Below are 23,790 nucleotides of genomic sequence, written 5' to 3' on the forward strand. Positions count from 1 at the left end.
CCGGCGTCCCGGGCTCAGGAGATATCCCCGGCTCAGGAGGACTCTGTGCGGATTCTCCTGCCCACGGGATTTCTCCTGCCGTAGGGTCGGCCGAGATCAGTCGACGAGCAGCGCCGGCTCCTCGAGGATGGACGCGACGTCGGCGATGAACCGGCTCATGCCGTCCCCGTCGACCACGCGGTGATCGAACGAGCCGGCGACGGTCGTGACCCACCGGGGGCGCACCTCGCCGTCGACGACCCACGGCTTCTGGCTGATCGTTCCCAGCGCCACGATCCCGGCCTCGCCGGGGTTGATGATCGGCGTGCCGGCATCCATCCCGAACACACCGATGTTCGTGATCGTGATCGTGCCGCCCTGCTGGTCGGCCGGCGTGGTCTTGCCCTCGCGGGCGGTCAGCGTCAGGCGGTTCAGGGCGCGGGCGAGATCCTTCATGCCGAGGTCCTGCGCGTCCTTGATGTTCGGGACGAGCAGACCCCTCGGCGTCGCCGCAGCGATGCCGAGGTTCACGTAGTGGCGCACGGCGATCTCGGCTCCGCCATCCTTGTCGACCCAGGCGGCGTTCACCATCGGCGTGCGACGGGCGGCCCAGATGACGGCACGGGCCATGATCAGCAGCGGCGAGACCCTGATCTCGGCGTAGTCCGGCGACGCCTTCAGCCGCTTGACGAGCTCCATCGTGCGGGAGGCGTCGATCTCCTTCCACACCGTGACGTGCGGCGCGGAGTAGGCGCTCTGCACCATGGCAGACGAAGTGGCCTTGCGCACGCCCTTCACCGGGATGGATTCGGTGCGGTCCTCTGATGCCGTGGACGGCGCGACCCCGCGGGCGATGCCGGCCGCGGCGGCGTGCGGAGCCGGAACAGTCTCCTCGCGCACGTCTCCCCACTCGGGAGTCTGGATGTTGCGGAAGACGCTGGCCTGCGAGGCGTGGTTCATCACGTCGTCGCGCGTCACCTCGCCGTCGCCGCCGGTGGCGGTGACCGCGGTCAGGTCGACGCCGAGGTCGCGGGCGAGCTTGCGGATCGGCGGCTTCGCGATGACGCCGACCGAGGAGAGCACCGGGCGCTCCGGCGGCTTGCGCCGACGCGAGGTGGCACCTCCCCCGGTGCCGTAGCCGACGAGCACCGAGCCGCCGGCCTCCTCTGCAGCGGGTGCGGGAGCGGCAGGCGCTACATCCACGGCATCCGTCACGAAGGTGATGATCGGCGACCCGACCTCGACGGTCGTACCTTCACCGACGAGGAGCTCGCCGACGATGCCGGCGTGCGGGGACGGCAGCTCGACCAGCGACTTGGCCGTCTCGATCTCGCAGATGACGTCGTTGATCGCGACGGTGTCGCCCGGGGCGACCTTCCACGTGACGATCTCAGCCTCGGTGAGGCCTTCGCCGACATCGGGGAGGTTGAAGTTCTGCGTGCTCATTGCGAGTCCTTCCGGACGGTGGAGTCAGTAGGCCAGTGAACGATCGACGGCCTCGAGGATGCGATCGGCATCGGGGAGGTAGGAGCCCTCGAGCTTCGCGGGCGGGAACGGGGTGTCGTAGCCGGACACGCGCAGCACGGGCGCCTCGAGCGCGTAGAACGCGCGCTCCATGACGGTCGCCGCGACTTCGCTGCCGACGCTGGTGAAGCCCTGCGCCTCCTGCGCGTAGACCATGCGACCGGTCTTGCGCACCGAGTCGAGGATCGGCTCGTAGTCGATGGGCGACAGCGAACGCACGTCGACGACCTCGCAGCTCGTGCCCTCCGCCTCGGCGAGCGCCGCGGCCTGCAGCAGCGTGGTGACGATCGCGCCGTGACCGACGAGGGTGACGTCGGAGCCGGTGCGCACCACCCGCGAGGCGTGCAGCGGGACGGCGGATGACTCGAGGTCGACCTCGCCCTTCTGCCAGTACCGGCTCTTCGGCTCCATGAAGATCACGGGATCGTTCGAGCGGATCGCCTCCTGGATCATCCAGTACGCGTCATTCGGCGTCGACGGCGACACCACCCGCAGGCCGGGGGTGTGCGCGAAGTACGCCTCCGGGCTCTCCTGGTGGTGCTCGACGGCGCCGATGTGGCCGCCGTACGGGATGCGGATGACGATCGGCAGCGAGAGACGGCCCTCGTGACGATTCGTGAGCTTGGCCAGCTGCGTCGTGATCTGGTCGAACGCCGGGAACACGAAGCCGTCGAACTGGATCTCGCACACCGGACGGAATCCGGTCATCGCCAGGCCGATCGCGGTGCCGACGATCCCGGATTCGGCGAGCGGAGTGTCGAGCACCCGCTTGTCGCCGAAGTCGCGCAGCAGGTGCTCGGTGACCCGGAACACACCGCCGAGCTTGCCGATGTCCTCGCCCATCATGAGGACGCGGGGGTCGTCTTCCATGGCCTTGCGCAGGCCCGCGTTGAGCGCCTTGCTGAACGGCATCGTCTCGAGAGTCATTTCGCGCCTCCCTCGAACGAGGCCTCGTAGCTGTCGCGCCATGCGCGCTGCTCGTCGATGAGTGGATGCGGCTCGCTGTAGACGTGATCGAAGATCTTCGAGGCGGGCGGCGGTCCGAGTTCGACGGTGCGGGAGCGCAGATCCTCCGCGGCATCCGCCCCCTCGGTCTCGACGTCGTCGAAGAACGCGGCCGATGCTCCGCGGCCCTCGAGGAACGCGCGCATCCGGATGATGGGGTCGCGCTCTGCCCAGGACTGCTCCTCGTCGGAGCCGCGGTACTTCGTGGGGTCGTCACTGGTGGTGTGCGCGCCGAGGCGGTAGGTGACGGCCTCGATCGCGCGCGGGCCGAGGCCGCTGCGCGCCTCGTCGAGGGCGACGCGGGACACCGCGTAGCTGGCGAGCACGTCGTTGCCGTCGACGCGGATGCTCGGGATGCCGTAGCCGGCGCTGCGCTGCACCAGCGGCACCGGCGACTGCGTGGAGACCGGGACCGAGATCGCCCAGTGGTTGTTCTGCAGGAAGAAGACCTCGGGGGTCTGGTAGCTCGCCGCGAAGACCATGGCCTCGTGCACGTCGCCCTGGCTGGAGGCTCCGTCGCCGTAGTAGACGATGACGGCCTGGTCGCTCTCGACGTCTCCGGTGCCGGACTTGCCGTCGAAGGAGAGACCCATCGCGTAGCCGGTGGCGTGCAGCGCCTGCGATCCGAGCACCAGTGTGTATAGACGGGTGTTGCCGTTCTTGGGATCGCTCGGATCCCAGCCGCCGTGCGAGACCCCGCGCATCAACTTGATGATGTCGAGCGGGTCGACGCCGCGGATGCGGGTGACCGCGTGCTCGCGGTACGAGGGGAAGATCGTGTCCTGCGCGCGGGCGGCACGGGCCGAACCCACCTGCGCGGCCTCCTGCCCGCGGCTCGGCGGCCACAGGGCGAGCTGCCCCTGTCGCTGCAGGTTGGTCGCCTGCACGTCGATGGCGCGGATGACGACCATGTCGCGGTAGAACTGCTCGAGTTCGGCGTCCGTGATCGCGTCGATCAGGGGCAGGTATCGCTCGGCGGCGTCCGACGGCGCGAACCGTCCGGTCGCGTCGAGGACGCGCACGAGGGGGGTGTCGGAGGTAGTCACGGCTCTTACGCTACCCGCGCCGGCATGCCGGGGCACGCATACCTAGGACGCCCTCGTATCTGCCGGGAAACCGGAGAAACGGCCGGTCAGCGGGCGGCGGCCGCGACCTCGAGCACGCGGGCGACGGACGCCTCCTCCCCCACGGAGATGCGGATGCCGTCGCCGCTGAACGGCCGTACGACGAGGTCCGCGGCGACGAACGCGGCGGCCACCTGGTCGGTGCGCTCCCCCGTCGGCAGCCAGATGAAGTTGCCCTGCGCGTCGGGCACGTCCCAGCCCTGGGCGTGCAGGCCGTCGCGGAGACGGGTGCGGCGCTCCACGATCACCGCGACACGATCGAGCAGCTCGGCTTCGGCGTCGAGGCTCGCGATCGCCGCGTTCTCAGCGGCCGACGTGACGGACAGCGGGATGCCGGTGGTGCGGGCGGCATCGAGCACCTTGCTGTTGCCGATCGCGTAGCCGATGCGGAGGCCGGCGAGCCCGTAGGCCTTGGAGAAGGTGCGCAGCACGACCACGTTCGGATGCTTCTCGAAGGAACGCTCCTTCAGGCCGTCTATGGCCCCGGGTGCCGTGACGAACTCGGCGTATGCCTCATCGAGGACGATCAGGACGTCGTTCGGCACCCGGTCGACGAAGGCGGCGAACTCGGCGCTCGTGATGATCGGCCCGGTCGGGTTGTTCGGGGTGCACAGGATGACGGCGCGGGTGCGTTCGGTGACCGCGTCGGCCATCGCGTCGAGGTCGTGCCGCGAATCGGCGGTCAGCGGCACCTGCACGCCGGTGGCGCCGGCGACGAGGGGAAGGCTCGGGTACGCCTCGAAGGAGCGCCAGGCGTAGACGACCTCGTCGCCGACCGAGGAGGTCGCGAGGATCAGCTGGTGCAGGATCGAGACGGAGCCGGCGGCGACGTGCACCTGGTCGGAGTCGACGCCGTAGCGGACGGCGAGGCGCTCGCGCAGCCGGCCGGCCGAGGCATCCGGGTAGCGGTTGACCGGAGTCGTGTGCTGTAGCGCTGCGACGACGGAGGGCAGCGGGTCGAACGGGTTCTCGTTGCTGGACAGCTTGAACGCGTCAGGGCCGGCCTGCTTTCCCTGCCGGTACGGCGCCAGCGCGGCGATGGCGGGGCGGATGCGGGGCAGGATGGGCTCGGTCACGAACCGAGTCTACGAGCGACGGATGCGACCTGGCCGCGGCGTTTCCGAGAGTAGTACCATATTGGTATGGCCATGACCGTGCGGCTCCCGGAAGAACTCGACGCGAAGCTCGAGGAGATCGCCCGCGCCCGCCACATCTCGAAGCACGCGGTGATCATCGAAGCAGCGACACGATTCGCGAACAGCGAGTCGAAGACCGATCGTGTGCTGGCGATCGCGGACGAGATCTCGGAGCGATATGCCGAGACGATCAAGCGGCTCGAAGACGCGTGACCGCGCGGCGATGATCGAGTACATCGAGCCGGAGCAAGCGCTCGCCGTCATCGAGAAGCTCGGACTTCGCGTTCGCGATCGGGGCCTGCTCTTCTCCGCGCTGGCACGGCCATCGGCGAGCATGTTCGGCGTCGACGCCTATCCGACGCTCGAGGAGAAGGCCGCTGCGCTCATCAGCTCCCTCGGTCAGAACCATCCACTGTTCGATGGCAACAAGCGGCTGTCGCTGTACCTCACGTTCGCATTCATCCGCCTCAACGGCTTCGAGCTGACATTTACCAACGAGGAGGCGTTCGACCTCGTGCTCGGTGTCGCCCAGAGTCGCCTCGAGCTCGAGGAGATCGCCGAAGTCATCCGCGTGCACATCCGCCTTTGACCGGCTGACATCGGGCGCCGATCGTGCCACACTGAAACGATCATGCGCTTCATCATCCGAGTCATCGTGAACGCCTTCGCCCTGTGGGTGGTGACGTTGATCCCCGTGCTGCAGGTGGCGATCACCGCCTTCCCTCCGGGCGAGACGCTGCAGCTCGTGCTGACGCTGCTCGCGGTCGGCGCGATCTTCGCGCTGGTGAACACGATCATCGGCACGATCGTGAAGATCGTCGCCTTCCCGCTCTACATCCTCACGTTCGGCCTGATCGGCTTCGTCATCAACGGCTTCCTGCTCTGGCTGACCGCCTGGATCACCAGCGGCTTCGGCTGGGGCCTCACCGTCGGCCACTTCTGGTGGGGCGTGCTCGCCGCGATCATCATCTCGGTGATCAACGGCATCTTCGGCTTCATCCTGCGCCCGCAGAAGCGCCAGCCCCGCCGCGACTGACGTGCCGCAGTTCGACGACGTCACCGTCCAAGCGGGCGGACAACTGACTCTGTCTTCGTTCACGATCGACGATGTCCCCGCGCTGCTGGATGCTGTGGCCGACGACGAGATCCGCCGGTGGCTGCCCCTCCCCGATCCCTACACGCGTGCGCTTGCCGAGTCCTGGTGCACGAGCATCACCCGTGAGCTCCGCGACAGCGGACGGGGCCTGGTGCTCGCCATCCGCGACCGCGGAGAATTCGCCGGCTGCATCGATGCCAAGCGAGTGGACTGGCGCGCGATGAGTGCAGAGTTCGGATACTGGAGTGCCGCAGGGCATCGTGGGAGAGGACTGATGCCCACCGCAGTCAACACTCGCTCGACCTGGATGATCCGCGAACTCAGATTCGAACGCATAGAGTTGCGCATCGCGCCGGACAATCAGAAGTCGATACGGGTCGCGCAGAAGGCAGGCTTCACCGCGGAAGGCATCGCCCGCAACGCCGGCTTCACGGATACCGGGCGCGTCGATCTCGCGATCTTCTCCAGGATTCGCACTGACCTCGCCCGCCCCATGTAGAACTCCGCCGACGCTCTTCCCCGCCGGGCATCATGGCGCCCAGCCCGTGCGCTCGGCGCTGTACTCCGTCGACTCGATCACCTCGGCCTCATCGAGCATCCTCCAGTAGTCGTCGAGTGCCACGGCCCGCGGGTCGTCGGATGCATCGACCATCTCCGCAGTCTCGATGTAGGAGTGCATCCAGTGGGTGTCCACCCAGACGTCCTGCACCCCGTCGGACGCGTCTCCCTCTCTGGTCACGGTGAAGCTGCCGGGTGACCCGGTGCCGCCGGGGGACCCTCCTCCGGCGAGCGACGAGACGATGTCGTCGGAGTGCACCAGCTGGACCAGCAGCTGGTCCTCGCGCAGCGTCGGCTCGGTGGGGCTGCCCGCCGTCACCATCACCTGCACGTCGAACTCGCTCTCCATGGCGAGATGCGATGCGATCATTCCCGCCTGGGAGTGCGCGAACAGGTCCACGCGATCCCCCGGCCGGGCGCCCGCCGCCTCGAGCGCGTCGAGGGTGGCCTGGTAGGAGGCCGAGGTCTTGCCCGCGTAGAGCTCGGCGTTCGACTTCATGTCCCACGGATCGCCCGCGCCGAAGAACGGCGACTGGGTTCCCTTGATGTACGCGATGAACTGGGTCGAACCGTCGCTCATCGTGAGGCGATCGATCCTGATCTGCGCTTCGGGCGCCTCCGGGAGGCGGCGAAAGGCGTCGGCGAGACTCGCCGGCGTGCCCACCGGGCTCGACGTCGCCACGGGCCGCACCGTCACCGGATCGGCCCTGCCGCTGAGCGTGCTCCCCGGGTGCACCTTGCCCAGCCCCAGCGTCGATCCGAGCAGGCCGCCGCTCACGAACAGGGGCGCCATCATCCCGCCGAGGTCGTACTGCGATGCGAGCCCTTCGTAGCGCCCGTCCTTCCAGCCCGCGACGAGCATGTCCGCCATCCCACCCAGCCGCTCATCGGATGCCTCCAGCCGCTCGATCCGCGCGTACAGCGCATCCGCCGCCGCGGCATCCGTGAGCGCGAGCGCATCCGCCTGGGCGCGCAGCTCGACGAGTTCGTAGGCGTCGGCCATCAGCAGCGTGCCGACGCTCGCCTCCTCGCACCGGGCCCGAAGTTCTCCCGCGCGATCACCGCTCGTCCACAGCGCGACCGTGTCGAGCGCAGCGCTGAGCCCCGGTGCGTCGACGATGATCCCGTGCGCGCGGCGGATCGACGCCTGGGTGTCGGCGAAATGCGCTGCGACGGCGGCGATGCGCACTCCCACGTCGCGCAGCCCCTGGGTGTCGACCGCGATCGCACCGCCGTGGCTGATGTCGAGCTCGTCACTCATGCGGCACCGATCCTCTCCAGTTCACGCTCGCGTTCGAAGAGGCTCGCGAGCTCTGCCGAGGCGCGCGACCGGAGATCGGAGAGCAGCGCATGCAGCGCGCGCACGCCGTCCGACTGCCAGTCGCTGTCCTCGGCGAGTGTCTGGAGGCCGGCGACGGCGACGTCGAGAGCGGCGGTCGCCGACTCGATCTCGCGCCTGGCGGCGATCCAGGCCCACAGTGCTTCCGAGGAGCCGGCTCCGGCGATCGCGAATGAGTACATGCGCCCAGCATCCGTGGTCCGCGCCGTTGCCGGGATGCCGGTTCGCGCGACGGGTGGAGAGCTCGGACGCAATCGCTTCCGTGCAGAACCAGTGCGAGGACTCGGCTGTGCAGAAGCGCCGCCGCCGGGCACAATGGACTCTGTGACATCCCCGGATCCCTTCCGCGTGATCTTCGTCTGCACGGGGAACATCTGCCGCTCGCCGATGGCAGAAGTCGTGTTCCGCGACCTCGCCGAACGGCAGGGTCTCGGGTCGAGGATCGTGTCTCGCAGCGCCAGCACCGGCGACTGGCACCTCGGCGAGCGCGCCGATCACCGCACGATCGACTCGCTGTCACGGCGGGGGTACGACGGCTCGCAGCACCGGGCACGGCAGTTCACCACGGCGTCCTTCGCCGACAACGACCTGATCGTCGCGCTCGACCGTACGCACGAGCGGATCCTCCGTGAGTGGGCCAACGGCGAAGATGAGGAGGGCAAGGTCACCCTGTTGATGTCCTTCGACGCGGATGCCGACGGCCTCGACGTCCCCGATCCGTACTACGCGGGCGCGGACATGTTCGATTCCGTGCTCGGTATGATTGAGGCGGCGACTCGGGGTCTGTTCCACCAGCTCGAACCCGCCCTGCGTCTCCCCCGCACTCCCCGCATCTGACGGGCCCGATCAGGAGGACTCCCCTGACTTTCCAGCCTTCGCTTCCGCCGCAGCCACTGAGCCCGCTCGACGGACGCTACCGCGCTGCCGTCGCCGGTCTCGCCGACTTCCTCTCCGAGGCGGGTCTCAACCGCGCCAGGGTCGAGGTCGAGGTCGAGTGGCTGATCGCCCTCACCGACCGCTCGCTGTTCGAGACCTCACCCCTGCCGGATGCCGACAAGGAGCGCCTGCGCGCGCTCTACCGCGACTTCGGACAGACCGAGATCGACTGGCTCGCCGAGAAGGAAGCCGTCACCCGCCACGACGTGAAGGCCATCGAGTACCTGGTGCGCGACCGGCTGTCGGCGCTCGGTCTCGACGGCATCGCCGAGCTCACCCACTTCGCCTGCACCAGCGAGGACATCAACTCGGTCTCGTACGCGCTCACCGTGAAGCGCGCCGTCGAGAACGTCTGGCTGCCGGCCCTGGACTCCGTGATCGCCAAGCTCCGCGAGCTCTCCGTCGAGCACGCAGATGCCGCCATGCTCTCCCGTACCCACGGCCAGCCGGCGACCCCGTCGACCATGGGCAAGGAGATCGCCGTCTTCGCATGGCGTCTCGAGCGGGTGCGCGCGCAGATCGCGGCATCCGACTACCTGGCGAAGTTCTCCGGCGCGACCGGCACCTGGTCGGCGCACCTCGCCGCCGATCCGGATGCGGACTGGCCGACCATCGCCCGCGAGTACGTCGAGGGCCTGGGTCTCGGCTTCAACATCCTCACCACGCAGATCGAGTCGCACGACTGGCAGGTCGAGCTCTACGACCGGGTGCGTCACGCCGGCGGCATCCTGCACAATCTCGCCACCGACATCTGGACCTACATCTCGCTCGGCTACTTCGCGCAGATCCCGGTCGCCGGAGCCACCGGCTCGTCGACGATGCCGCACAAGATCAACCCGATCCGGTTCGAGAACGCCGAGGCGAACCTCGAGCTGTCGGCGGCACTGCTCGGCTCGCTGTCGCAGACGCTCGTCACCAGTCGCCTGCAGCGCGACCTCACCGACTCGACGACGCAGCGCAACATCGGCGTCGCGTTCGGGCACTCGCTGCTCGCGCTCGACAACCTGCGCCGCGGACTGAACGAGATCTCGCTGTCGCGCGACGTGCTGCTCGCCGATCTCGACGTGAACTGGGAAGTGCTGGCCGAGGCCATCCAGACCGTCATCCGCGCCGAGGTGGTCGCCGGCCGTTCCACGATCAGCGACCCGTATGCGCTGCTGAAGGAGCTCACTCGCGGTCACCGCGTCGGCGGACCGGAGCTCGCCGCGTTCGTCGAGGGCCTGGAGATCGGGGATGCCGCGAAGCAGCGCCTCATCGCCCTCACCCCCGCGACCTACATCGGCATCGCCGAGCGCCTCGCGAAGTAGGCGATCCCGCGGAGTCGAGCCTTCGTGCGCCGACGGTTCTGCGGCGAGTGCACGGCCTGTTGCCGAACGCACGGCTTATTCGCGTGAAGAACCCGTGCACTCGACGAGATCCCGTGCACTCGACGACGCCGGTAGCGGCGTCGTTCACGCACGGGGGGCTACTATGCGCGCGGCGCAGCGCCCCCGGGGTTCACGTCATCCGCGCCGTCGGCCGGCTCTTTGTCGAACAGCACGGGACGATCGACCGTCTTCGTGACCTCGGCCGGGTCGACGGCGAGGATCAGCATCGCCAGGATCAGCAGGGTGGCGATGAATGCGCCGCCGCCGACGACGAGGCCGAGCGCGATCGGGGTGAGTCCGTCATAGGTGCCGGCGGCGATCGCCGCGTTCACCCGTGCGGTGAAGGCGCCGGTCGAGACGAGGGTCACGACCATCGCGAAGATGCCGCAGGCGAGGGCGATGCCGAGCAGATGCAGCGGTCGCAGGATGTCCCGACGGGTGGGCTTCTCGTCGCTCATCGCTCTCCTCCGCGATCCGCCGCTGCCGGCGTCGCGCTCTGGTCGGGTTCGGTGATGCCGGCATCCACCGCTGTGTCCTGGCCGCGGGGGCTGAGCCCGGCGATGCCGAGGAAGACCGCGACGATGGCCGCGTAGGCGCCGAGCATCCCGACGCCGAGGATGATGCCGGTGAGTTCGAACGTTCCGGCGCTCTCGATCGAGTACTCCTGCACGAGCCCGGCGGGGATGAGCAGGAGCAGGATGCCGAGCAGGATGCCGAAGGCGCCGACGGTGATCGAGTCGCGCGCGGTCGGGTCGTCGATGCGTCGGGCGCGGATGCCGGCGAGCAGTTCGATGCCGCCGGTGATCAGGGCCCAAGCGCTGACGACGGCGAAGAACAGGTCGTCGCTGCGCCAGGGCGGGATGCCGCTGAGCATGCCGGCCGCGAATCCGAGCGCGGCGAGCAGCAGGTACGACCACCGGGAGCCGGCGGGGACGGCGAGCCAGGCCGCGAGCACGAGGACGAACGCGCTGACGAACGCGAAGCCGCTGAAGACCGACAGACCGACGGCCGCCGAGTGGTCAGGCGAGAACGTGATCATCAAAGCTGCGGCCGCCGCGAACAGTGCACGAATCAGCTGTACGTTGCGCACGGTGAAGGTGCGAGCAGGGGCAGACATGACGATCCAGGATCCTCCGGGGTGTTCCCCCCAGTCTACGCGGGGTGCCGAACCCGGAGCGCCGCGCTGCGGGCGACGGTGGACGCTCCGTCCTGCCGCCTCACGGGAGTGATGAGGCCCGGCGGATCTCCCCAGAATCACCGCCGGGCCTCAATCAGGTTTCGCAGCGTGGGGGTTCACTGCGTCAGGCCGAGGTCCTCCGCAGGATCGAGCCCCTCCCTGCTTCGGGTACAGCCTGTTGACCCCACTTCGCCACCTCATCCCCAAGAGGCGCCCATGCGGTCGTATGCTCACTGTAAAGGGGAATTCTTCACATACCGGAGGGGGTCTGTGATGAAGATCGAAGAGGATCACCTGGGTCCGGGATCCGAGCGGATCGCATCTGCTCTCCGTGATGCCATCAACGCCCGCCGCGTGACGCTGGCATGGTTGCACGAGCGGCTCCGAGAGCGCGGGAACACCGTGTCGATGGCGACGCTGAGCTACTGGCGTTCCGGCGCACGGCGGCCCGAGGGTGCGCAGTCCGTCGCCGCACTCTCCGACATCGAGTCGCTGCTCGACCTCGAACACGGCGCGCTCACCGGGCTGCTCGGACGCAGCCACCGGACGGGTCCGGTCGGGTCGGCCCGCTTTCCCCTGGGGACGATCGATGTCGAGCGCGCGGTCACGGACGCGTACGCCGCGTTCGGCGTTCCCTACCCGAACACCTCCCGCGAGGTGACGACGCATTCCGTCACCGATGTGGGGCCCGATGGGAACGTCGCCGTGTCGAGCATCCGGAGCATCGTGCAGGCGACCGTGGGAACAACCCGCGCGATTCCCTTCCTGGAGATGACTCCGGGCATCGACGCACCGGCCCCGCGCCTCACCGCGGTCGCGGGCGGGCATCTGGGAGCGCTCTACTCGCACCCGAGCGGTCAGGTGCACGGCGGTCTGTTCGAACTGGATGCGCCGATCACCGCGCCCGAGACGACGATCGTCGAATGGTCGATCACGTATCCGCCGGGGTATCCGCCGACCCGCGAATCCGGTTATGCCGTCAGCCGGCAGTGCCGCGAGCTTCTTCTCTGGATCCGTTTCCATCCGGATGCGCTCCCGTACTGGTGCGAGGAGCGAGTGGAGACGCCCGGTGGAGCCGTGGTCACCCCCGTGTCCGTGGACCGCGGAGGGTCGGTGCACCTGGTGCACCGCGCGTTCGGGCCGGGGGCAGTGGAGCTGCGTTGGGGCTACGGTTCGAGGGAGTGAGGTCGGCCCTCAGCCGGGTTCGGATCCGGTCGCGACGGGGCGGCCCGGCGTGTTCGACCACTGGCTCCACGAACCCGGGAACACCTTCGCGTCGATCCCGGCCTCGGCGAGGACCAGTGCCGTGTGCGCGGCGGTGACGCCCGACCCGCAGTAGGCGGCGACCGGCGTACCCGCGGTCACGCCGGCCTCGGCGAGGGTGGTGCGGAGCGTCTCGACATCGAGCACCTTGCCCTCGGCATCCAGATGGCGCAGCGTCGGGAGGCTCTTGGCACCTGGGATGTGTCCCGCCTGCGGGTCGAGCGGCTCCGTCTCGCCGCGAAAGCGCTCAGCGGCGCGCACGTCGAGGAGCACTCCGGATGCCGGGAACGCGGCGGCTTCGTCGATCGAGAGCGCGCCGGCGCCGATCTCATCGAGCACGACGTCGCCGGGCTCCGGAATCACATCGTCCGTGCTGAGTTCGTATCCCGCCGCGGTCCAGGCGCGGAGCCCGCCGTCGAGCACCCGGATGTCGATGCCCGCCTGGCGGAGCAGCCACCACGCGCGTGCCGCGGAGATGCCCTTCGCGTCGTCATACGCCACGACGAGGTCTCCGGAATGGATGCCCCAGCGGCGCGTCGCCGCCTGCAGGGTGGCCGTCGACGGCAGCGGATGCCGCCCCTCGTCGGCGCGGCCGTGGGTGGAGAGCTCCGTGTCGAGCGGCACATAGACCGCGCCCGGGAGGTGTCCGGCGAGATAGTCCTCGTGCCCGTCCGGGCGGTCCAGCCGCCAGCGCACATCGATCAGACGTACCGAGGCACCCTCCGCCTGCAGTGCGATCAGCTCGTCGACGCTCAGCAAATTCTTCATGATGCGAGGCTACCGGCGGCGGTGGTCACGATCTGTCGAGCGGCGAGCAGCCGACCCGTTCTGCTCTGAGCAGAACCGCTGGAGACCGCGAAGGACGCGGCGTTACCGTGGGGCATGGCCGAGCTCCTGCACCTCCCGCGCACCCCCCGCCCGAAGGCGACCGACCCCGAGCCGCTGTGGCGCCAGCTGCTCGGCGACCAGCTGCGCCGACGTCGCCATGAACGCGAAGAGACGCTCACCGAGACCGCCGAGAAGGCGGGAGTCTCGCCGCAGTACCTCTCCGAGGTCGAGCGCGGATTGAAAGAGCCGTCGAGCGAGATGATCGCCGCGATCAGCGGGGCGCTGGAGACGTCGCTCATCGAGCTGACCAGCGCCGTGGCCGATGAGCTGCGTTCTGCTCTGGCATCCGCCGCCGTCTCGGCCGGCCGAGGCGCCTTCGCCCTCGCGGCCTGACTCGCCCCGGCATCAGCCTTTCCGCGTGCCACCTGCAGGACCGATGCACATCTGCAGGACCGAATCACGGCGTTTCGTCATGCATCCGTGATCCGACCCTGCAGGTCGCACAGGCTCAGGGCGCGGTCCGCTCCCCCAGCACACTGTCGATGAGTCCGTACTCGAGCGCCGCGGATGCCGCGAACACCCGGTCGCGATCGGTGTCGGTGCGCAGCTCGGCGAGCGAGCGGCCGCTGTGCCTGGCGAGGATCTCCTCCATGTCGGCGCGCACCCGCACCACCTCGTCGGCGGCGAGGATGAGGTCGGGGATCGCACCGCGCGACTGACCGGCGGGCTGGTGCAACACGATCCTGGCGTGTGCGAGGGCCGCCCGCTGACCCGGCGCGCCGGATGCGACGAGCAGCGCCGCAGGCCCGATCGCCTGCCCGACGCACGTCGTCGCCACCGCCGGGCGGATGTGCTGCATGGTGTCGTAGATCGCAAGGGCCGCGCCCGGGTCACCGCCCTCGCTGTTGATGTAGAACTGGATGCCGGACTCCGGGCTGTCGGCGTCGAGATGCAGCAGTTGCGCGATCAGCGCGTTCGCGACGCCGGCGTCGATGCCGGTGCCGAGGTAGATGACGCGCTCGGCGAGCAGGTGCGAGTAGACGTCCATGATGCGTTCGCCGCGCGGATGCTGGGCGATGACGTTCGGAATCGTGTAGCTGCTCATGACTTCGCTCCCTTCGGGGCGGATGCCGCAGCATCCGTTCCCAGTCCGACCCGCGCGCGTCGGCGCGGCATGACGCCTTCGATCGAGGTGACGATCTCGTCGATGAATCCGTACTCCCGCGCCTGGACCGACGTGTACCAGCGGTCGTGCAGGGAGTCCTCGAAGATGCGCTCGATCGGCTGCCCGGTGTCGTCGGAGATGAGACCCAGCACGGTGTCGCGCATGTGACGCAGATCGTCGGCCTGCGCCTCGATCTCCACGGCGGATCCGCCGATGCCCGCCGAACCCTGATGCATGAGGATGCGCGCGTGCGGTAGCGCCCGGCGCTTGCCCGGAGTGCCCGCCGAGAGCAGGAACTGTCCGGCGCTGCACGCGAGGCCGAGCGCGAGGGTCGCGACGTCGTTCGGGATGAGCCGCATGATGTCGCGGATCGCCAGCATCGACGGCACCGAGCCGCCGGGCGAGTGGATCCAGAGGGCGATGTCGGCCGTGGCGTCCTCGGCGGCGAGCGCGAGCAGCTGCGTCATCAGCAGCGTGCCGTTGTCGTCGTCGAGTGCTCCGTCCAGCACGAGCACGCGCTCGTGGAACAGGGCACGGCGGGCCTCGGGGCCGAACTGCGGGACAGGATGCTCTTCGCTCATGACCTCATCGTGCGCGGCTCGGCGGGCGAGCGGGGCGGGATCTGCTCTCAGCTGTTCTGCTCTGAGCAGTCCGCCCGATGCGGAGCATCCGCTGGTATGTTTTCGGTGTGCCTAAAAATTCCGCCCGTCGAGTGATCGTCGCCCTTTCCGCACTGGGCGCTCTCGCCCTCGCGGGCTGCGGCAACAGCGAGCCCGACGCGTCCGACGGGCGGCCCGTCGTCCTGACGACCTTCACGGTGCTCGCCGACATCGCCGAGAACATCGCCGGCGAACACCTCGTCGTGCAGTCGATCACCAAGCCAGGGGCCGAGATCCACGGCTACGAGCCGACGCCCGGCGATATCCGCAAGGCCACCGACGCCGACCTCATCCTCGACAACGGACTGAACCTCGAGGTGTGGTTCGCCCAGTTCGTCGACTCCGTCGATGTGCCGCACGTGGTCGTGTCCGACGGCGTCGACCCGATCGACATCACCGAGGACAGCTATGCGGGAAAGCCCAACCCGCACGCCTGGATGAGCCCGGTGAACGTGCAGCTGTACGCCGACAACATGGCCGAGGCGTTCAGCGAACTCGACCCTGCTCACGCCGACGACTTCGCCGCCAACGCCGAGGCGTACAAGGCGCAGCTGCAGGAGGTGCAGGACCAGTTGGTGAGCGAACTCTCCCAGCTGCCGGCGAGCCAGCGCGCCCTGGTGACCTGCGAGGGGGCGTTCTCGTACCTCGCCCGCGACGCCGGGCTCACCGAGGCGTACATCTGGGCGGTGAACGCCGAGCAGCAGGCGACGCCGCAGCAGATCGCCGGCACGATCGAGTTCGTGAAGGAGAACGACGTTCCGGCGGTGTTCTGCGAGTCCACGGTGTCGGACAAGCCGATGCGGCAGGTCGTCGAGGCGACCGGGGCCGAGTTCGGCGGCACGCTCTACGTCGACTCGCTCTCCGAGCCCGACGGCCCCGTTCCCACCTACCTCGACCTGATCCGGCACGACGCGAAGACCATCATCGACGCCCTGACCGGGGGCACCCCGTGAGCTCCGCGATCGAGGTGCGCGGCACGACGGTCCGCTACGGCGACGTGCTCGCCCTCGACGACGTCTCGCTCACCGTCGAAGCCGGCCGCGTCACCGGGCTCATCGGCATGAACGGATCGGGCAAGTCCACGCTCTTCAAGACGATCGTCGGCATGATCCGCCCCAGCACCGGCAGCGTGCTGCTCGACGGCGTCGACGCGGCCACCGCACGCCGGCGCGGACTGATCGGATACGTGCCGCAGAGCGAAGACGTCGACTGGGCGTTCCCCGTCTCGGTCCGGGATGTCGTGATGATGGGGCGGTACGGCCGCCAGGGATTCACCCGCCGGACGAGGCCGGCCGATCGCGTCGCGGTCGACGAGGCGCTGGAGCGCGTCGAGCTGACGGCACTGGCGGATCGTCAGATCGGCCAGCTCTCGGGCGGGCAGCGCAAGCGCGCATTCGTCGCCCGCGGGATCGCGCAGGAAGCCGATATCCTGCTGCTCGACGAGCCGTTCGCGGGCGTGGACAAGCGCTCGGAGGCGACGATCGTGCGCCTGCTGCGGGAGCTGGCAGCCGCGGGCCAGACGGTCTTCGTCTCGACGCACGATCTGCACGCGCTGCCGTCGCTCGCCGACGAGGCGGTGCTGCTGCTGCACCGCGTGATCATGCACGGCTCCGTGGAAGAGGCCCTGCTGCCGGCAAATCTCGCCCGAGCGTTCGGGCTCGAGGATCCTGCCGAGGGTGGTGCCGCATGAGCATCCTCGACCTCCTCATGGAACCGCTCCAGTACGACTTCATGGTGCGTGCCCTCGTGACGACGGTGATCGCCGCGATCGTCTGCGCCCTCCTCTCCTGCTGGCTGGTGCTCGTGGGCTGGTCGCTGATGGGCGATGCCGTCTCGCACTCCGTGCTGCCGGGTGTCGTGCTCGCCTACATCTTCGGCGCCCCGTTCGCGCTCGGCGCCCTCGTCTTCGGATTCCTCGCGGTCGCGCTCATCGGTCTCATCCGCGGCACGAGCCGGATCAAGGAGGATGCCGCGATCGGCATCGTCTTCACGACTCTGTTCGCCCTGGGCCTGGTGCTGATCTCGGTCACGCCGAGCCAGACCGACCTGAACCACATCATCTTCGGGAACATCCTCGGGGTCTCCGTCGCAGACCTCGTGCAGATCAGCATCCTGGCGGCGATCGCGTTCACCGTTCTCATCGTGAAGCGGCGCGACCTCACCCTCTATGCGTTCGACCCCACGCACGCCTTCGCGATCGGCCTCTCCCCGAAGATCCTCGGCGCGCTCCTCCTCGGCGTGCTGGCGCTCACGTCGGTCGTCGCACTGCAGGTCGTCGGCGTGGTGCTGGTGGTGGCGATGCTCATCATCCCCGGTGCCACGGCTTACCTGCTCACCGACAGGTTCGGACGGATGCTGGTGATCGCACCGATCATGTCGGCGGTGTCGAGCGTGATCGGCATCTACCTCAGCTACTGGATCGACGCCGCCTCCGGCGGGCTGGTCGTCGTCGTTCAGGGTGTCGTCTTCGGTCTGGTCTACCTGTTCAGCCCGCGGCAGGGCGTGATCGGCAAGCGCCTCCTGCGCGCGCGACGGCGCTGACCCCCGAAGTTCAGCGGGTCGCGTGCAGCTCCTCCACCGGGACGGATGACTCGGCATCCCGTCCCGCCACGACGGCTTCGAACGCCTGACGCAGATCGGCGATGAGGTCGTCGACGTTCTCCAGGCCGATGGAGAGGCGCAGCACATCGGCGGCGGGCCGAGCCTCCGGGGGAACCGGGCGGTGCGTGAGGGCGGCGGGATGCTGGATCAGCGAGTCCACGCCGCCGAGCGAGACCGCGTGGGTGAACAGCCCCACCGCCGATGCGATGGCGCTCGCCGCCGCGTAACCGCCACTGAGCCGCATCGCGATCATCGCGCCGGTGCCGCGCATCTGCCGGGCGACGATCCCGTGCGGGTCGCCGTCGAGGCCCGGGTAGAACACCTCGGCGACCTCGGGGCGGTCGATCAGCCACTGCACGATCCGCCGCGCGTTCTCCTGCTGCTGACGCATCCGCACCGGCAGGGTCGTGAGTCCGCGGTGCAGCAGGTAGGCACCGAGTGGATGCAGCAGCCCGCCGGTCACCGCCCGCACCCGGCGCAGCGCCTCGGCCGTCTCCTCGCTGCACGCGACGACGCCGGCGATGACGTCGCCGTGCCCGCCCAGGTACTTGGTCGCGCTGTGCAGCGACATCGCCGCGCCGAAGTCGATCGGGTTCTGCAGCACCGGCGTCGCGAAGGTGTTGTCGACGACCACCGGCACCGCGCCCGCCTGCGCGACGACCGACGCGATGTCGGTGAGCTCGAGGGTCGGGTTCGCCGGCGTCTCCACGACGACCAGGCCGGTGTCGGCTCGGACGGATGCGGCGACCTCGTCCGGCCGGCAGTACGTGGTCTCCACACCCAGCAGGCCGGAGCCGAGCAGGTGATCGGTGCCACCGTAGAGCGGGCGGACCGCGACGACGTGCCGGTTGCCGGTGGCCGCGCACTGCGAGAGGATCACCGCGGTCATAGCAGCCATGCCGGAGGAGAACGCGACGGATGCCTCGGCGTGCTCGAGTTCGGCGAGCGCCTCCTCGAAGCGCGCGACCGTGGGGTTCCAGAGGCGGGCGTAGACCATGCTGCCGTCTGCCGGCGGGCGGCCACCGGTCGCCATCGCCTCATACGAGTCGCCGCCCCGCTCGATATCGGGGAGCGGATTCGTCGTCGACAGATCGATCGGCAGCGCGTGCACGCCCAGACCCTCGAGGTCGGAACGGCCGCTGTGGACGGCGACGGTGTCGGGATGCAGCGGTGCAGTCATCCCTCCACGTTGCCGGAATCGCAATGAGAATGGGCCAAATCGGCAGACTTCGCCGATTCCGCCTGGGAGATTGCTATTCTGTGCAACATCCACGGGATCGGGGCACCACGAGTTGATGAAATCGCAAGAGGCCGGAACCGCCCTCGACGAGATCGACCTGGAGCTGCTCGCCGCCCTCACCCGTGACGCGGACATCACGAACAAGGCACTGGCGCATCGGCTCGGACTCGCCGAGTCGACCTGCGCGCATCGGGTGCGGGCGCTCCGCACGCGCGGCATCATCCGCGACACCCGCATCCGTGTCGACGAGGCGGCGCTCGGCTTCCCGCTCCAGGCGATCATCAAGGTGCGCCTCGCGAATCACACCGGCCCCAAGGTCATCGCCCTGTTCGACGCACTGGCGAGCATCCCCCGGGTGCTGCAGGTGTTCCATGTCGCCGGCGTCGATGACTTCCTGGTGCATGTGGCGGTGCAGGATGCCACGGCGCTGCGCGACATCGTGCTCGAGCACATCACGGTCCACCCGGTCGTGCGCGGCACCGAGACGCAGCTCGTGTTCGAGCTGCGTGACGGCAGCGGGCTGCTGCCGCGGTGAACGGCTGGCGACTCCCGTAGCAACCCGGTCAGGATGCGGCTGCCGGGCGGCCCAGGGCGATCGTTCCGGTGGATGCCGTGGGCGTGGCCGTGCCGACGGCAGGACGCGTCACCGTTGCCGGCGCGTTCGAGACCGCACGATCGGAGGTGGAAGCCGACGCCCCATGCCGAACGACGTTCATGATCGCGCGGACCGCGCCGCCGAGCACGAGCATCACGGCGAGAGCGGCGCCGGCGGCGAGCAGCGGCAGCCATTGGTGCGCGAAGAGTGCCGTACAGCTGAGCAGCGCGCTGGGGATCCAGAGGGCGACTCCGCCGGCACACAGTTCCGCGGATCCGCGCACGATGGCGATACCGGCGACGACCGCGCAGACAGCCGCCAGCGCGGCCCCGGCGATTCCGAGCGGCACCAGAATCGCCGCCAGCGCATTCGCCACAGTCAATGTCGTCATGGGATCCCCGATCCGCGGCTCTTCCGCTCCTTCGAGGCTAGGAACGGACGACCGCTCCCGGCATCCCTCTCCGGTTCCATCGGCATCATCCTCGAGGAGGATCTTCGCGCCAAGGGGCTTGACGAGCGCGATGGACCCGCTCTCGCAGATGGCGGCGCACACGCGCCGCATCCGAGCGGGCCGTCAGGCCGCGCGAGCCGGACTCTGCTGGGCGAGCGGGGACACCGTGATCGCACCGGCCGCAGACTTCGCGGGGACGGCGGCGATCCGCGCATCTGCGGCGACGCGCGCGGCATCCCGCACCTCGGCGCGCGCTGCGCGCGTCAGAGCCCGCCGCGGCGCCGTCGCACTCACGACCGCGCGGATGATCCCGCCGCCGACCAGACCCACGGCCAGCGCGAAGACGGACAGCTGCAATGGAAGCCACAGGCCGGCGAACGACGACGTGGAACTGAGGATGACACCCGGGATCCACACCCCCACCGCTCCTGCGCACAGCCCGCCCGCACCCCGGACGATCGCGAAAGCCGCGATCACCGCGCACAGCCCGGCCAGCACGGCTCCGGCCACTCCGATCGGCACCAGTACCTGCGCCAGGTCATTGACCCACATCGATGACGTCATGACGACCCCCCGTCAGCGGAATCTCCGCACTCTCAGACTACGGACCGCAACCGGCTCCGGCATCCTCCTGAAGGGGGATGTTCCTCAACCGTGACGGATTGTTCAGCGGCGATTCAGAAGGCGCAGCCGGGATCGGCGGATGGTCCGCGTGGGCTGCGTGAGGACGGCATCCACCACCATCGATCCGTCCACCGGGCCGACGATCGCGATCGCCGAGGTCTCGGTCGCCTCGACCGGATCGACCGCCATCCGTCCGAGGTCGTGATGCGCACGGATGTATGCCGGCACGAGCAGCACGATCGCGCCGAGCCAGGCCAGCGGATTGCTCAGTGCGACGCCGGAGAACCCGATCATCGCGCCGAGGACGACGGCGGCTCCGACGCGCATCACGAGCTCGATCACGCCGGTGACCGTGGGCACGAGTGTGTGGCCGAGTCCCTGCAAGGCGCCACGGAGCACGAAGAGCAGGCCCAGCGCCCAGTAGCCGCATCCGTTGACGATCAGCATGAAGTGCGCGAGTTCGACGACGTCGTCGGAGCCGTCCCCGATGAACAGGCGCACCATCGGCACGCCGAACGCGATGAGCAGCACGCCGAGCAGAACGCCGGTGCCGACGGCGATCCACGTCGCCTCGATCACGCCGCGGCGGATGCGGTCAGGACGACGCCCGCCGAGGTTCTGTGCGGCGTACATCGACATCGCGAGACCGATCGACGAGAGGAAGGCCACCGCGAGGCTGTCGACGCGAGCGGCTGTCGTGTACGCGGCGATCGCGTCGGTGCCGAGAGTGTTCAGCGCGACCTGCACGGCGAGCGTGCCGATCGCGATGATCGACGCCTGGAAGCCCATCGGCAGTCCGAGCCGGAGATGCTCGGCGACATCCGCGCGGGTGACGCGCCAGTCGTCGCGCCGCAGATGCAGCATGGGCAGCCGCCGCCGCACGAACTCGAGGCACAGCAGCACCGACACGGCCTGCGCGACGACGGTCGCCAGCGCCGCCCCGGCCACTCCCCATCCGAGCGGACCGACCATCAGCACGACGAGACCGACGTTCAGGGCGCACGACACGGTGAGGAACACCAGTGGCGTGCGCGAGTCGCCGATCGCCCGGATGATCGCGGAGAGGAAGTTGAAGAACATCGTCGCCCCGGCTCCGATGAAGCTGATCTGGGTGAAGACGGTCGCCTCCGCGAGGAGTTCCTCCGGCGTCTGCAGCAGCACCAGCGTCGACTCGGAGATCAGCGGGGCGATGATCGTCAGCACCACGCTCGTGATGCCCGTGAGCAGCACGCCCGTCGCGACGGATCGGCGCACCGCCGTCTCGTCGCCCGCGCCGAAGGCCTGGGCGATCGGGATGGCGAAACCGCTGGTCAGGCCCCAGGCGAAGCCGAGCAGCAGGAACAGCAGGCTGCCGGTCGCGCCGACGGCGGCGAGGGAGTCCACGCCGAGGTGCCGTCCGACGACGATGGCGTCGGCGAACTGGTACAGCTGCTGGACGACGTTGCCGATGAGGAGCGGAACGGAGAAGGACAGGATGACACGCCACGGGCGGCCCGTGGTGAGGGAGGTGGCCATGAGGGAGCGGCTCGCAGGACTCGGATGCGGATCGAGGACGGGGCATCGCGCGGGTGCCTCCCGACACTTTATCGAAACGATTCGGCGCAGCGCATCCCCTTTCTTGCCGAATGATCCCTTTCCCGGCTGATCGCTCACGGCTTTCGCCTCGATCCGCGGGATATCCTGGGTCCCGCGGTCGGAAGGAGAGCGATGTTCGACAGTCCGCTCTCCGCCTCGGCGTACGAGGTGCTCGGCGTCGCGCCCACGGTCGACCACGACGAGTTGCGGCGCGCTTACCGCTTGCGGATGCGTCAGACCCACCCCGACACCGGCGGTGATGCGGCGGTGTTCATCCAGGTGCAGTACGCCTGGGAGCTCGTCGGCACGCCGGAGGGGCGGGCCGCGTACGACCGCGGTCATGGCTTCGCCGACAAGAGCGAGTGGAGCGGATGGCGGCCTCCGGCCGCCCGCACCGATACTCGTCCGCGCGCCCGCTCGTACGGGCACCCGGGCGGATGGCGCCGCGAGCGCTATCTCACGCTCATCCGCGAGTGGGCGGGCCACGGAGTCGAGGTGCCCGACCCGTACGATCCCGCACTGGTTCGGCAGGCTCCGCGCGAGCTGCGCCGGCTGCTCGCCGACGCGCTCGCCGAAGAGGCGACAGCCCGCACGGTCGCCGACCTCGGCATGGGCTTCACCGTCTGGCACGACGTCGCAGCGGGGACGGATCTCGAGGACAAGCTCGACCATGTCGTGCTCAGCCCGTCCGGTCTGTACGGCGTGATGTCGGAGGACTTCGGCGGGATCGTCGGCTTCCGTCGCGGCGAGATCACCGGCCCCAGCCTCGGTCACCGGGCGCCCGTCACCACCCTTCTGGCCCGGTTGCGCGTGGTCTCCCGCGCCGCGAAGGTGCGCTTCGGGGGCGCGATCATCGTGCTCCCCGACGACGACCTCGCCCAGGCGGTCACGCCGATGGGCAGCATCCGCGGAGTGCCCGTCGTCGTCGTGCGCCGCAGCGCTCTGGCCATGGTGCTCCGCCAGGGCGTACCCGGCGCACGGGCGATCGGCGGCAACGAGCTCTTCGACGTGCGCACGCGCCTGCAGCAGACGGTGCGCTTCGTCTGAGCCGGACTCGCGCCCGGCCAGGTATTTTTAGCTATTCAAAACAACCGGTGTTAGCGTGAGGGCATGGAGACAGACCTCGGCGCGGTGTTGCACGACGCCGGCCTTCGGGCGACCGCGGGCCGGGTCGCCGTGCTCGAGGCACTGGACTCCATGGCACACACGGATGCGGAGCGGGTCTACCGCACCGTGTCCGACGTGCTTCCGACGACGTCGATCCAGTCGGTGCACAACATCCTTGCGGACCTGACGACGGCGGGGCTGATCCGACGGATCGAACCGGCGGGCTCCGCAGCGCTCTACGAACGGCGCACCGGCGACAACCACCACCACGTCGTCTGCACCCACTGCGGTGCGGTCGGCGATGTGGACTGCGTGGTCGGCGCTGCACCGTGCCTCATCCCCTCCGAGACGGGGGGATTCACCGTCCAGACAGCCGAAGTCACCTTCTGGGGCGTCTGTCCCAGTTGCCAGAACGCCGCACGGTAGCATCCCCCGCTCGGT

General features: G+C 69.2%; 29 protein-coding genes. 14 read left to right on the top strand and 15 right to left on the bottom strand.

The genetic code is table 11. From position 1 onward, the window contains the following. Window positions 1-96 precede the first annotated feature (96 nt). From CUR96_RS11735 to CUR96_RS11750, 4 genes are all read right to left on the bottom strand, one after another. Entirely contained in the window at window positions 97-1,425 is a 1,329-nt protein-coding gene (locus CUR96_RS11735; RefSeq protein WP_102193495.1) for a dihydrolipoamide acetyltransferase family protein, read from the bottom strand. Window positions 1,426-1,449: 24 nt separating this feature from the next. Then, window positions 1,450-2,430 carry an alpha-ketoacid dehydrogenase subunit beta gene (locus CUR96_RS11740; RefSeq protein ID WP_102193496.1) on the bottom strand — a complete coding sequence of 327 codons (981 nt, stop codon included), beginning with the start codon at window positions 2,428-2,430 and terminating at the stop codon, window positions 1,450-1,452. Further along, window positions 2,427-3,554 (bottom strand): thiamine pyrophosphate-dependent dehydrogenase E1 component subunit alpha, encoded by a 1,128-nt coding sequence (locus tag CUR96_RS11745; protein WP_102193497.1) that lies wholly within the window; start codon window positions 3,552-3,554, stop codon window positions 2,427-2,429. The genes CUR96_RS11740 and CUR96_RS11745 overlap by 4 nt, the downstream gene beginning before the upstream one ends. An 86-nt stretch (window positions 3,555-3,640) precedes the next feature. Beyond that, window positions 3,641-4,708, bottom strand: a complete 1,068-nt coding sequence (locus CUR96_RS11750) for a histidinol-phosphate transaminase (protein WP_102193498.1) — start codon at window positions 4,706-4,708, stop codon at window positions 3,641-3,643. Between the two features lie 66 nt (window positions 4,709-4,774). On the opposite strand from CUR96_RS11750, the gene CUR96_RS11755 reads away from it, so the two are divergent. The 4 genes from CUR96_RS11755 to CUR96_RS11770 are packed head-to-tail and all read left to right on the top strand — an operon-like array spanning window position 4,775 to window position 6,363. Then, a complete protein-coding gene (locus CUR96_RS11755; RefSeq protein ID WP_102193499.1) occupies window positions 4,775-4,981 on the top strand; it encodes a ribbon-helix-helix protein, CopG family in 207 nt (68 codons plus the stop codon). Between the two features lie 10 nt (window positions 4,982-4,991). Continuing rightward, window positions 4,992-5,357, top strand: coding sequence for a type II toxin-antitoxin system death-on-curing family toxin (locus tag CUR96_RS11760; RefSeq protein ID WP_102193500.1), 366 nt, complete (start codon window positions 4,992-4,994; stop codon window positions 5,355-5,357). Window positions 5,358-5,399: 42 nt separating this feature from the next. After that, a complete protein-coding gene (locus CUR96_RS11765; protein WP_102193501.1) occupies window positions 5,400-5,804 on the top strand; it encodes a phage holin family protein in 405 nt (134 codons plus the stop codon). A 1-nt stretch (window position 5,805) separates the two neighbouring features. After that, entirely contained in the window at window positions 5,806-6,363 is a 558-nt protein-coding gene (locus CUR96_RS11770) for a GNAT family N-acetyltransferase (protein ID WP_102193502.1), read from the top strand. A 30-nt stretch (window positions 6,364-6,393) separates the two neighbouring features. On the opposite strand, the gene CUR96_RS11775 is transcribed toward CUR96_RS11770, so the two are convergent. Together CUR96_RS11775 and CUR96_RS11780 are read right to left on the bottom strand one after the other, a co-directional pair. Further along, on the bottom strand, window positions 6,394-7,683 hold the full coding sequence (locus CUR96_RS11775) for a hypothetical protein (RefSeq protein WP_102193503.1): 1,290 nt from the start codon (window positions 7,681-7,683) through the stop codon (window positions 6,394-6,396). Beyond that, window positions 7,680-7,943 (bottom strand): hypothetical protein, encoded by a 264-nt coding sequence (locus CUR96_RS11780; RefSeq protein WP_102193504.1) that lies wholly within the window; start codon window positions 7,941-7,943, stop codon window positions 7,680-7,682. Before CUR96_RS11780 ends, CUR96_RS11775 begins: the two co-directional genes overlap by 4 nt. Before the next feature lie 133 nt (window positions 7,944-8,076). Here CUR96_RS11780 and CUR96_RS11785 point away from each other — a divergent pair, with 133 nt between their 5' ends. Next, window positions 8,077-8,598, top strand: a complete 522-nt coding sequence (locus CUR96_RS11785) for a low molecular weight protein-tyrosine-phosphatase (RefSeq protein WP_180969015.1) — start codon at window positions 8,077-8,079, stop codon at window positions 8,596-8,598. A 23-nt stretch (window positions 8,599-8,621) separates the two neighbouring features. Then, window positions 8,622-10,004: an adenylosuccinate lyase gene (purB, locus tag CUR96_RS11790; protein WP_102193505.1), complete on the top strand. Its 1,383-nt coding sequence runs from the start codon at window positions 8,622-8,624 to the stop codon at window positions 10,002-10,004. Window positions 10,005-10,165: 161 nt separating this feature from the next. On the opposite strand, the gene CUR96_RS11795 is transcribed toward purB, so the two are convergent. Further along, the gene (locus CUR96_RS11795) at window positions 10,166-10,522 is read right to left on the bottom strand and encodes a hypothetical protein (protein WP_102193506.1); all 357 of its coding nucleotides are present in this window, start codon (window positions 10,520-10,522) and stop codon (window positions 10,166-10,168) included. After that, window positions 10,519-11,181, bottom strand: a complete 663-nt coding sequence (locus CUR96_RS11800) for an acyl-CoA synthetase (protein ID WP_102193507.1) — start codon at window positions 11,179-11,181, stop codon at window positions 10,519-10,521. The genes CUR96_RS11795 and CUR96_RS11800 overlap by 4 nt, the downstream gene beginning before the upstream one ends. Window positions 11,182-11,514: 333 nt before the next feature. Between CUR96_RS11800 and CUR96_RS11805 the strand changes: the two genes are divergently transcribed. Next, window positions 11,515-12,426 carry a hypothetical protein gene (locus CUR96_RS11805; RefSeq protein ID WP_102193508.1) on the top strand — a complete coding sequence of 304 codons (912 nt, stop codon included), beginning with the start codon at window positions 11,515-11,517 and terminating at the stop codon, window positions 12,424-12,426. Window positions 12,427-12,435: 9 nt separating this feature from the next. On the opposite strand, the gene CUR96_RS11810 is transcribed toward CUR96_RS11805, so the two are convergent. Further along, window positions 12,436-13,272 carry a sulfurtransferase gene (locus CUR96_RS11810; protein ID WP_102193509.1) on the bottom strand — a complete coding sequence of 279 codons (837 nt, stop codon included), beginning with the start codon at window positions 13,270-13,272 and terminating at the stop codon, window positions 12,436-12,438. A gap of 114 nt (window positions 13,273-13,386) precedes the next feature. Here CUR96_RS11810 and CUR96_RS11815 point away from each other — a divergent pair, with 114 nt between their 5' ends. Continuing rightward, on the top strand, window positions 13,387-13,725 hold the full coding sequence (locus CUR96_RS11815) for a helix-turn-helix domain-containing protein (protein WP_102193510.1): 339 nt from the start codon (window positions 13,387-13,389) through the stop codon (window positions 13,723-13,725). A gap of 115 nt (window positions 13,726-13,840) precedes the next feature. Here the strand turns inward: CUR96_RS11815 and CUR96_RS11820 are convergent, their stop codons facing one another. Both CUR96_RS11820 and CUR96_RS11825 read right to left on the bottom strand, forming a co-directional pair. Beyond that, on the bottom strand, window positions 13,841-14,437 hold the full coding sequence (locus CUR96_RS11820; RefSeq protein WP_102193511.1) for a ClpP family protease: 597 nt from the start codon (window positions 14,435-14,437) through the stop codon (window positions 13,841-13,843). After that, window positions 14,434-15,078, bottom strand: a complete 645-nt coding sequence (locus CUR96_RS11825; protein WP_102193512.1) for a ClpP family protease — start codon at window positions 15,076-15,078, stop codon at window positions 14,434-14,436. The genes CUR96_RS11820 and CUR96_RS11825 overlap by 4 nt, the downstream gene beginning before the upstream one ends. A gap of 152 nt (window positions 15,079-15,230) precedes the next feature. Between CUR96_RS11825 and CUR96_RS11830 the strand changes: the two genes are divergently transcribed. Genes CUR96_RS11830 through CUR96_RS11840 form a run of 3 tightly spaced genes read left to right on the top strand, consistent with a single transcriptional unit; the run spans window position 15,231 to window position 17,697 of the window. Next, window positions 15,231-16,109: a metal ABC transporter substrate-binding protein gene (locus tag CUR96_RS11830; protein ID WP_245861305.1), complete on the top strand. Its 879-nt coding sequence runs from the start codon at window positions 15,231-15,233 to the stop codon at window positions 16,107-16,109. Beyond that, window positions 16,106-16,846, top strand: a complete 741-nt coding sequence (locus CUR96_RS11835; protein ID WP_102193514.1) for a metal ABC transporter ATP-binding protein — start codon at window positions 16,106-16,108, stop codon at window positions 16,844-16,846. Before CUR96_RS11830 ends, CUR96_RS11835 begins: the two co-directional genes overlap by 4 nt. Next, entirely contained in the window at window positions 16,843-17,697 is an 855-nt protein-coding gene (locus tag CUR96_RS11840; RefSeq protein ID WP_102193515.1) for a metal ABC transporter permease, read from the top strand. The genes CUR96_RS11835 and CUR96_RS11840 overlap by 4 nt, the downstream gene beginning before the upstream one ends. A gap of 10 nt (window positions 17,698-17,707) precedes the next feature. Here the strand turns inward: CUR96_RS11840 and CUR96_RS11845 are convergent, their stop codons facing one another. Next, on the bottom strand, window positions 17,708-18,937 hold the full coding sequence (locus CUR96_RS11845; RefSeq protein ID WP_102193516.1) for a trans-sulfuration enzyme family protein: 1,230 nt from the start codon (window positions 18,935-18,937) through the stop codon (window positions 17,708-17,710). Between the two features lie 115 nt (window positions 18,938-19,052). On the opposite strand from CUR96_RS11845, the gene CUR96_RS11850 reads away from it, so the two are divergent. Next, window positions 19,053-19,532: an Lrp/AsnC family transcriptional regulator gene (locus CUR96_RS11850; protein ID WP_102193517.1), complete on the top strand. Its 480-nt coding sequence runs from the start codon at window positions 19,053-19,055 to the stop codon at window positions 19,530-19,532. A gap of 28 nt (window positions 19,533-19,560) precedes the next feature. On the opposite strand, the gene CUR96_RS11855 is transcribed toward CUR96_RS11850, so the two are convergent. From CUR96_RS11855 to CUR96_RS11865, 3 genes are all read right to left on the bottom strand, one after another. Continuing rightward, entirely contained in the window at window positions 19,561-19,983 is a 423-nt protein-coding gene (locus tag CUR96_RS11855) for a hypothetical protein (protein WP_146008157.1), read from the bottom strand. A gap of 183 nt (window positions 19,984-20,166) precedes the next feature. Beyond that, window positions 20,167-20,607, bottom strand: a complete 441-nt coding sequence (locus CUR96_RS11860; protein ID WP_102193519.1) for a hypothetical protein — start codon at window positions 20,605-20,607, stop codon at window positions 20,167-20,169. Window positions 20,608-20,709: 102 nt separating this feature from the next. Next, window positions 20,710-22,182, bottom strand: coding sequence for an MATE family efflux transporter (locus tag CUR96_RS11865; RefSeq protein ID WP_102193520.1), 1,473 nt, complete (start codon window positions 22,180-22,182; stop codon window positions 20,710-20,712). A gap of 192 nt (window positions 22,183-22,374) precedes the next feature. Between CUR96_RS11865 and CUR96_RS11870 the strand changes: the two genes are divergently transcribed. Both CUR96_RS11870 and CUR96_RS11875 read left to right on the top strand, forming a co-directional pair. Then, entirely contained in the window at window positions 22,375-23,289 is a 915-nt protein-coding gene (locus CUR96_RS11870; RefSeq protein ID WP_102193521.1) for a J domain-containing protein, read from the top strand. A gap of 63 nt (window positions 23,290-23,352) precedes the next feature. Then, window positions 23,353-23,775, top strand: a complete 423-nt coding sequence (locus tag CUR96_RS11875; protein WP_102193522.1) for a Fur family transcriptional regulator — start codon at window positions 23,353-23,355, stop codon at window positions 23,773-23,775. The last annotated feature ends 15 nt before the right edge of the window (window positions 23,776-23,790 follow it).

The organism is Microbacterium aurantiacum, assembly GCF_002872075.1.
Lineage (GTDB): Bacteria > Actinomycetota > Actinomycetes > Actinomycetales > Microbacteriaceae > Microbacterium > Microbacterium aurantiacum_A.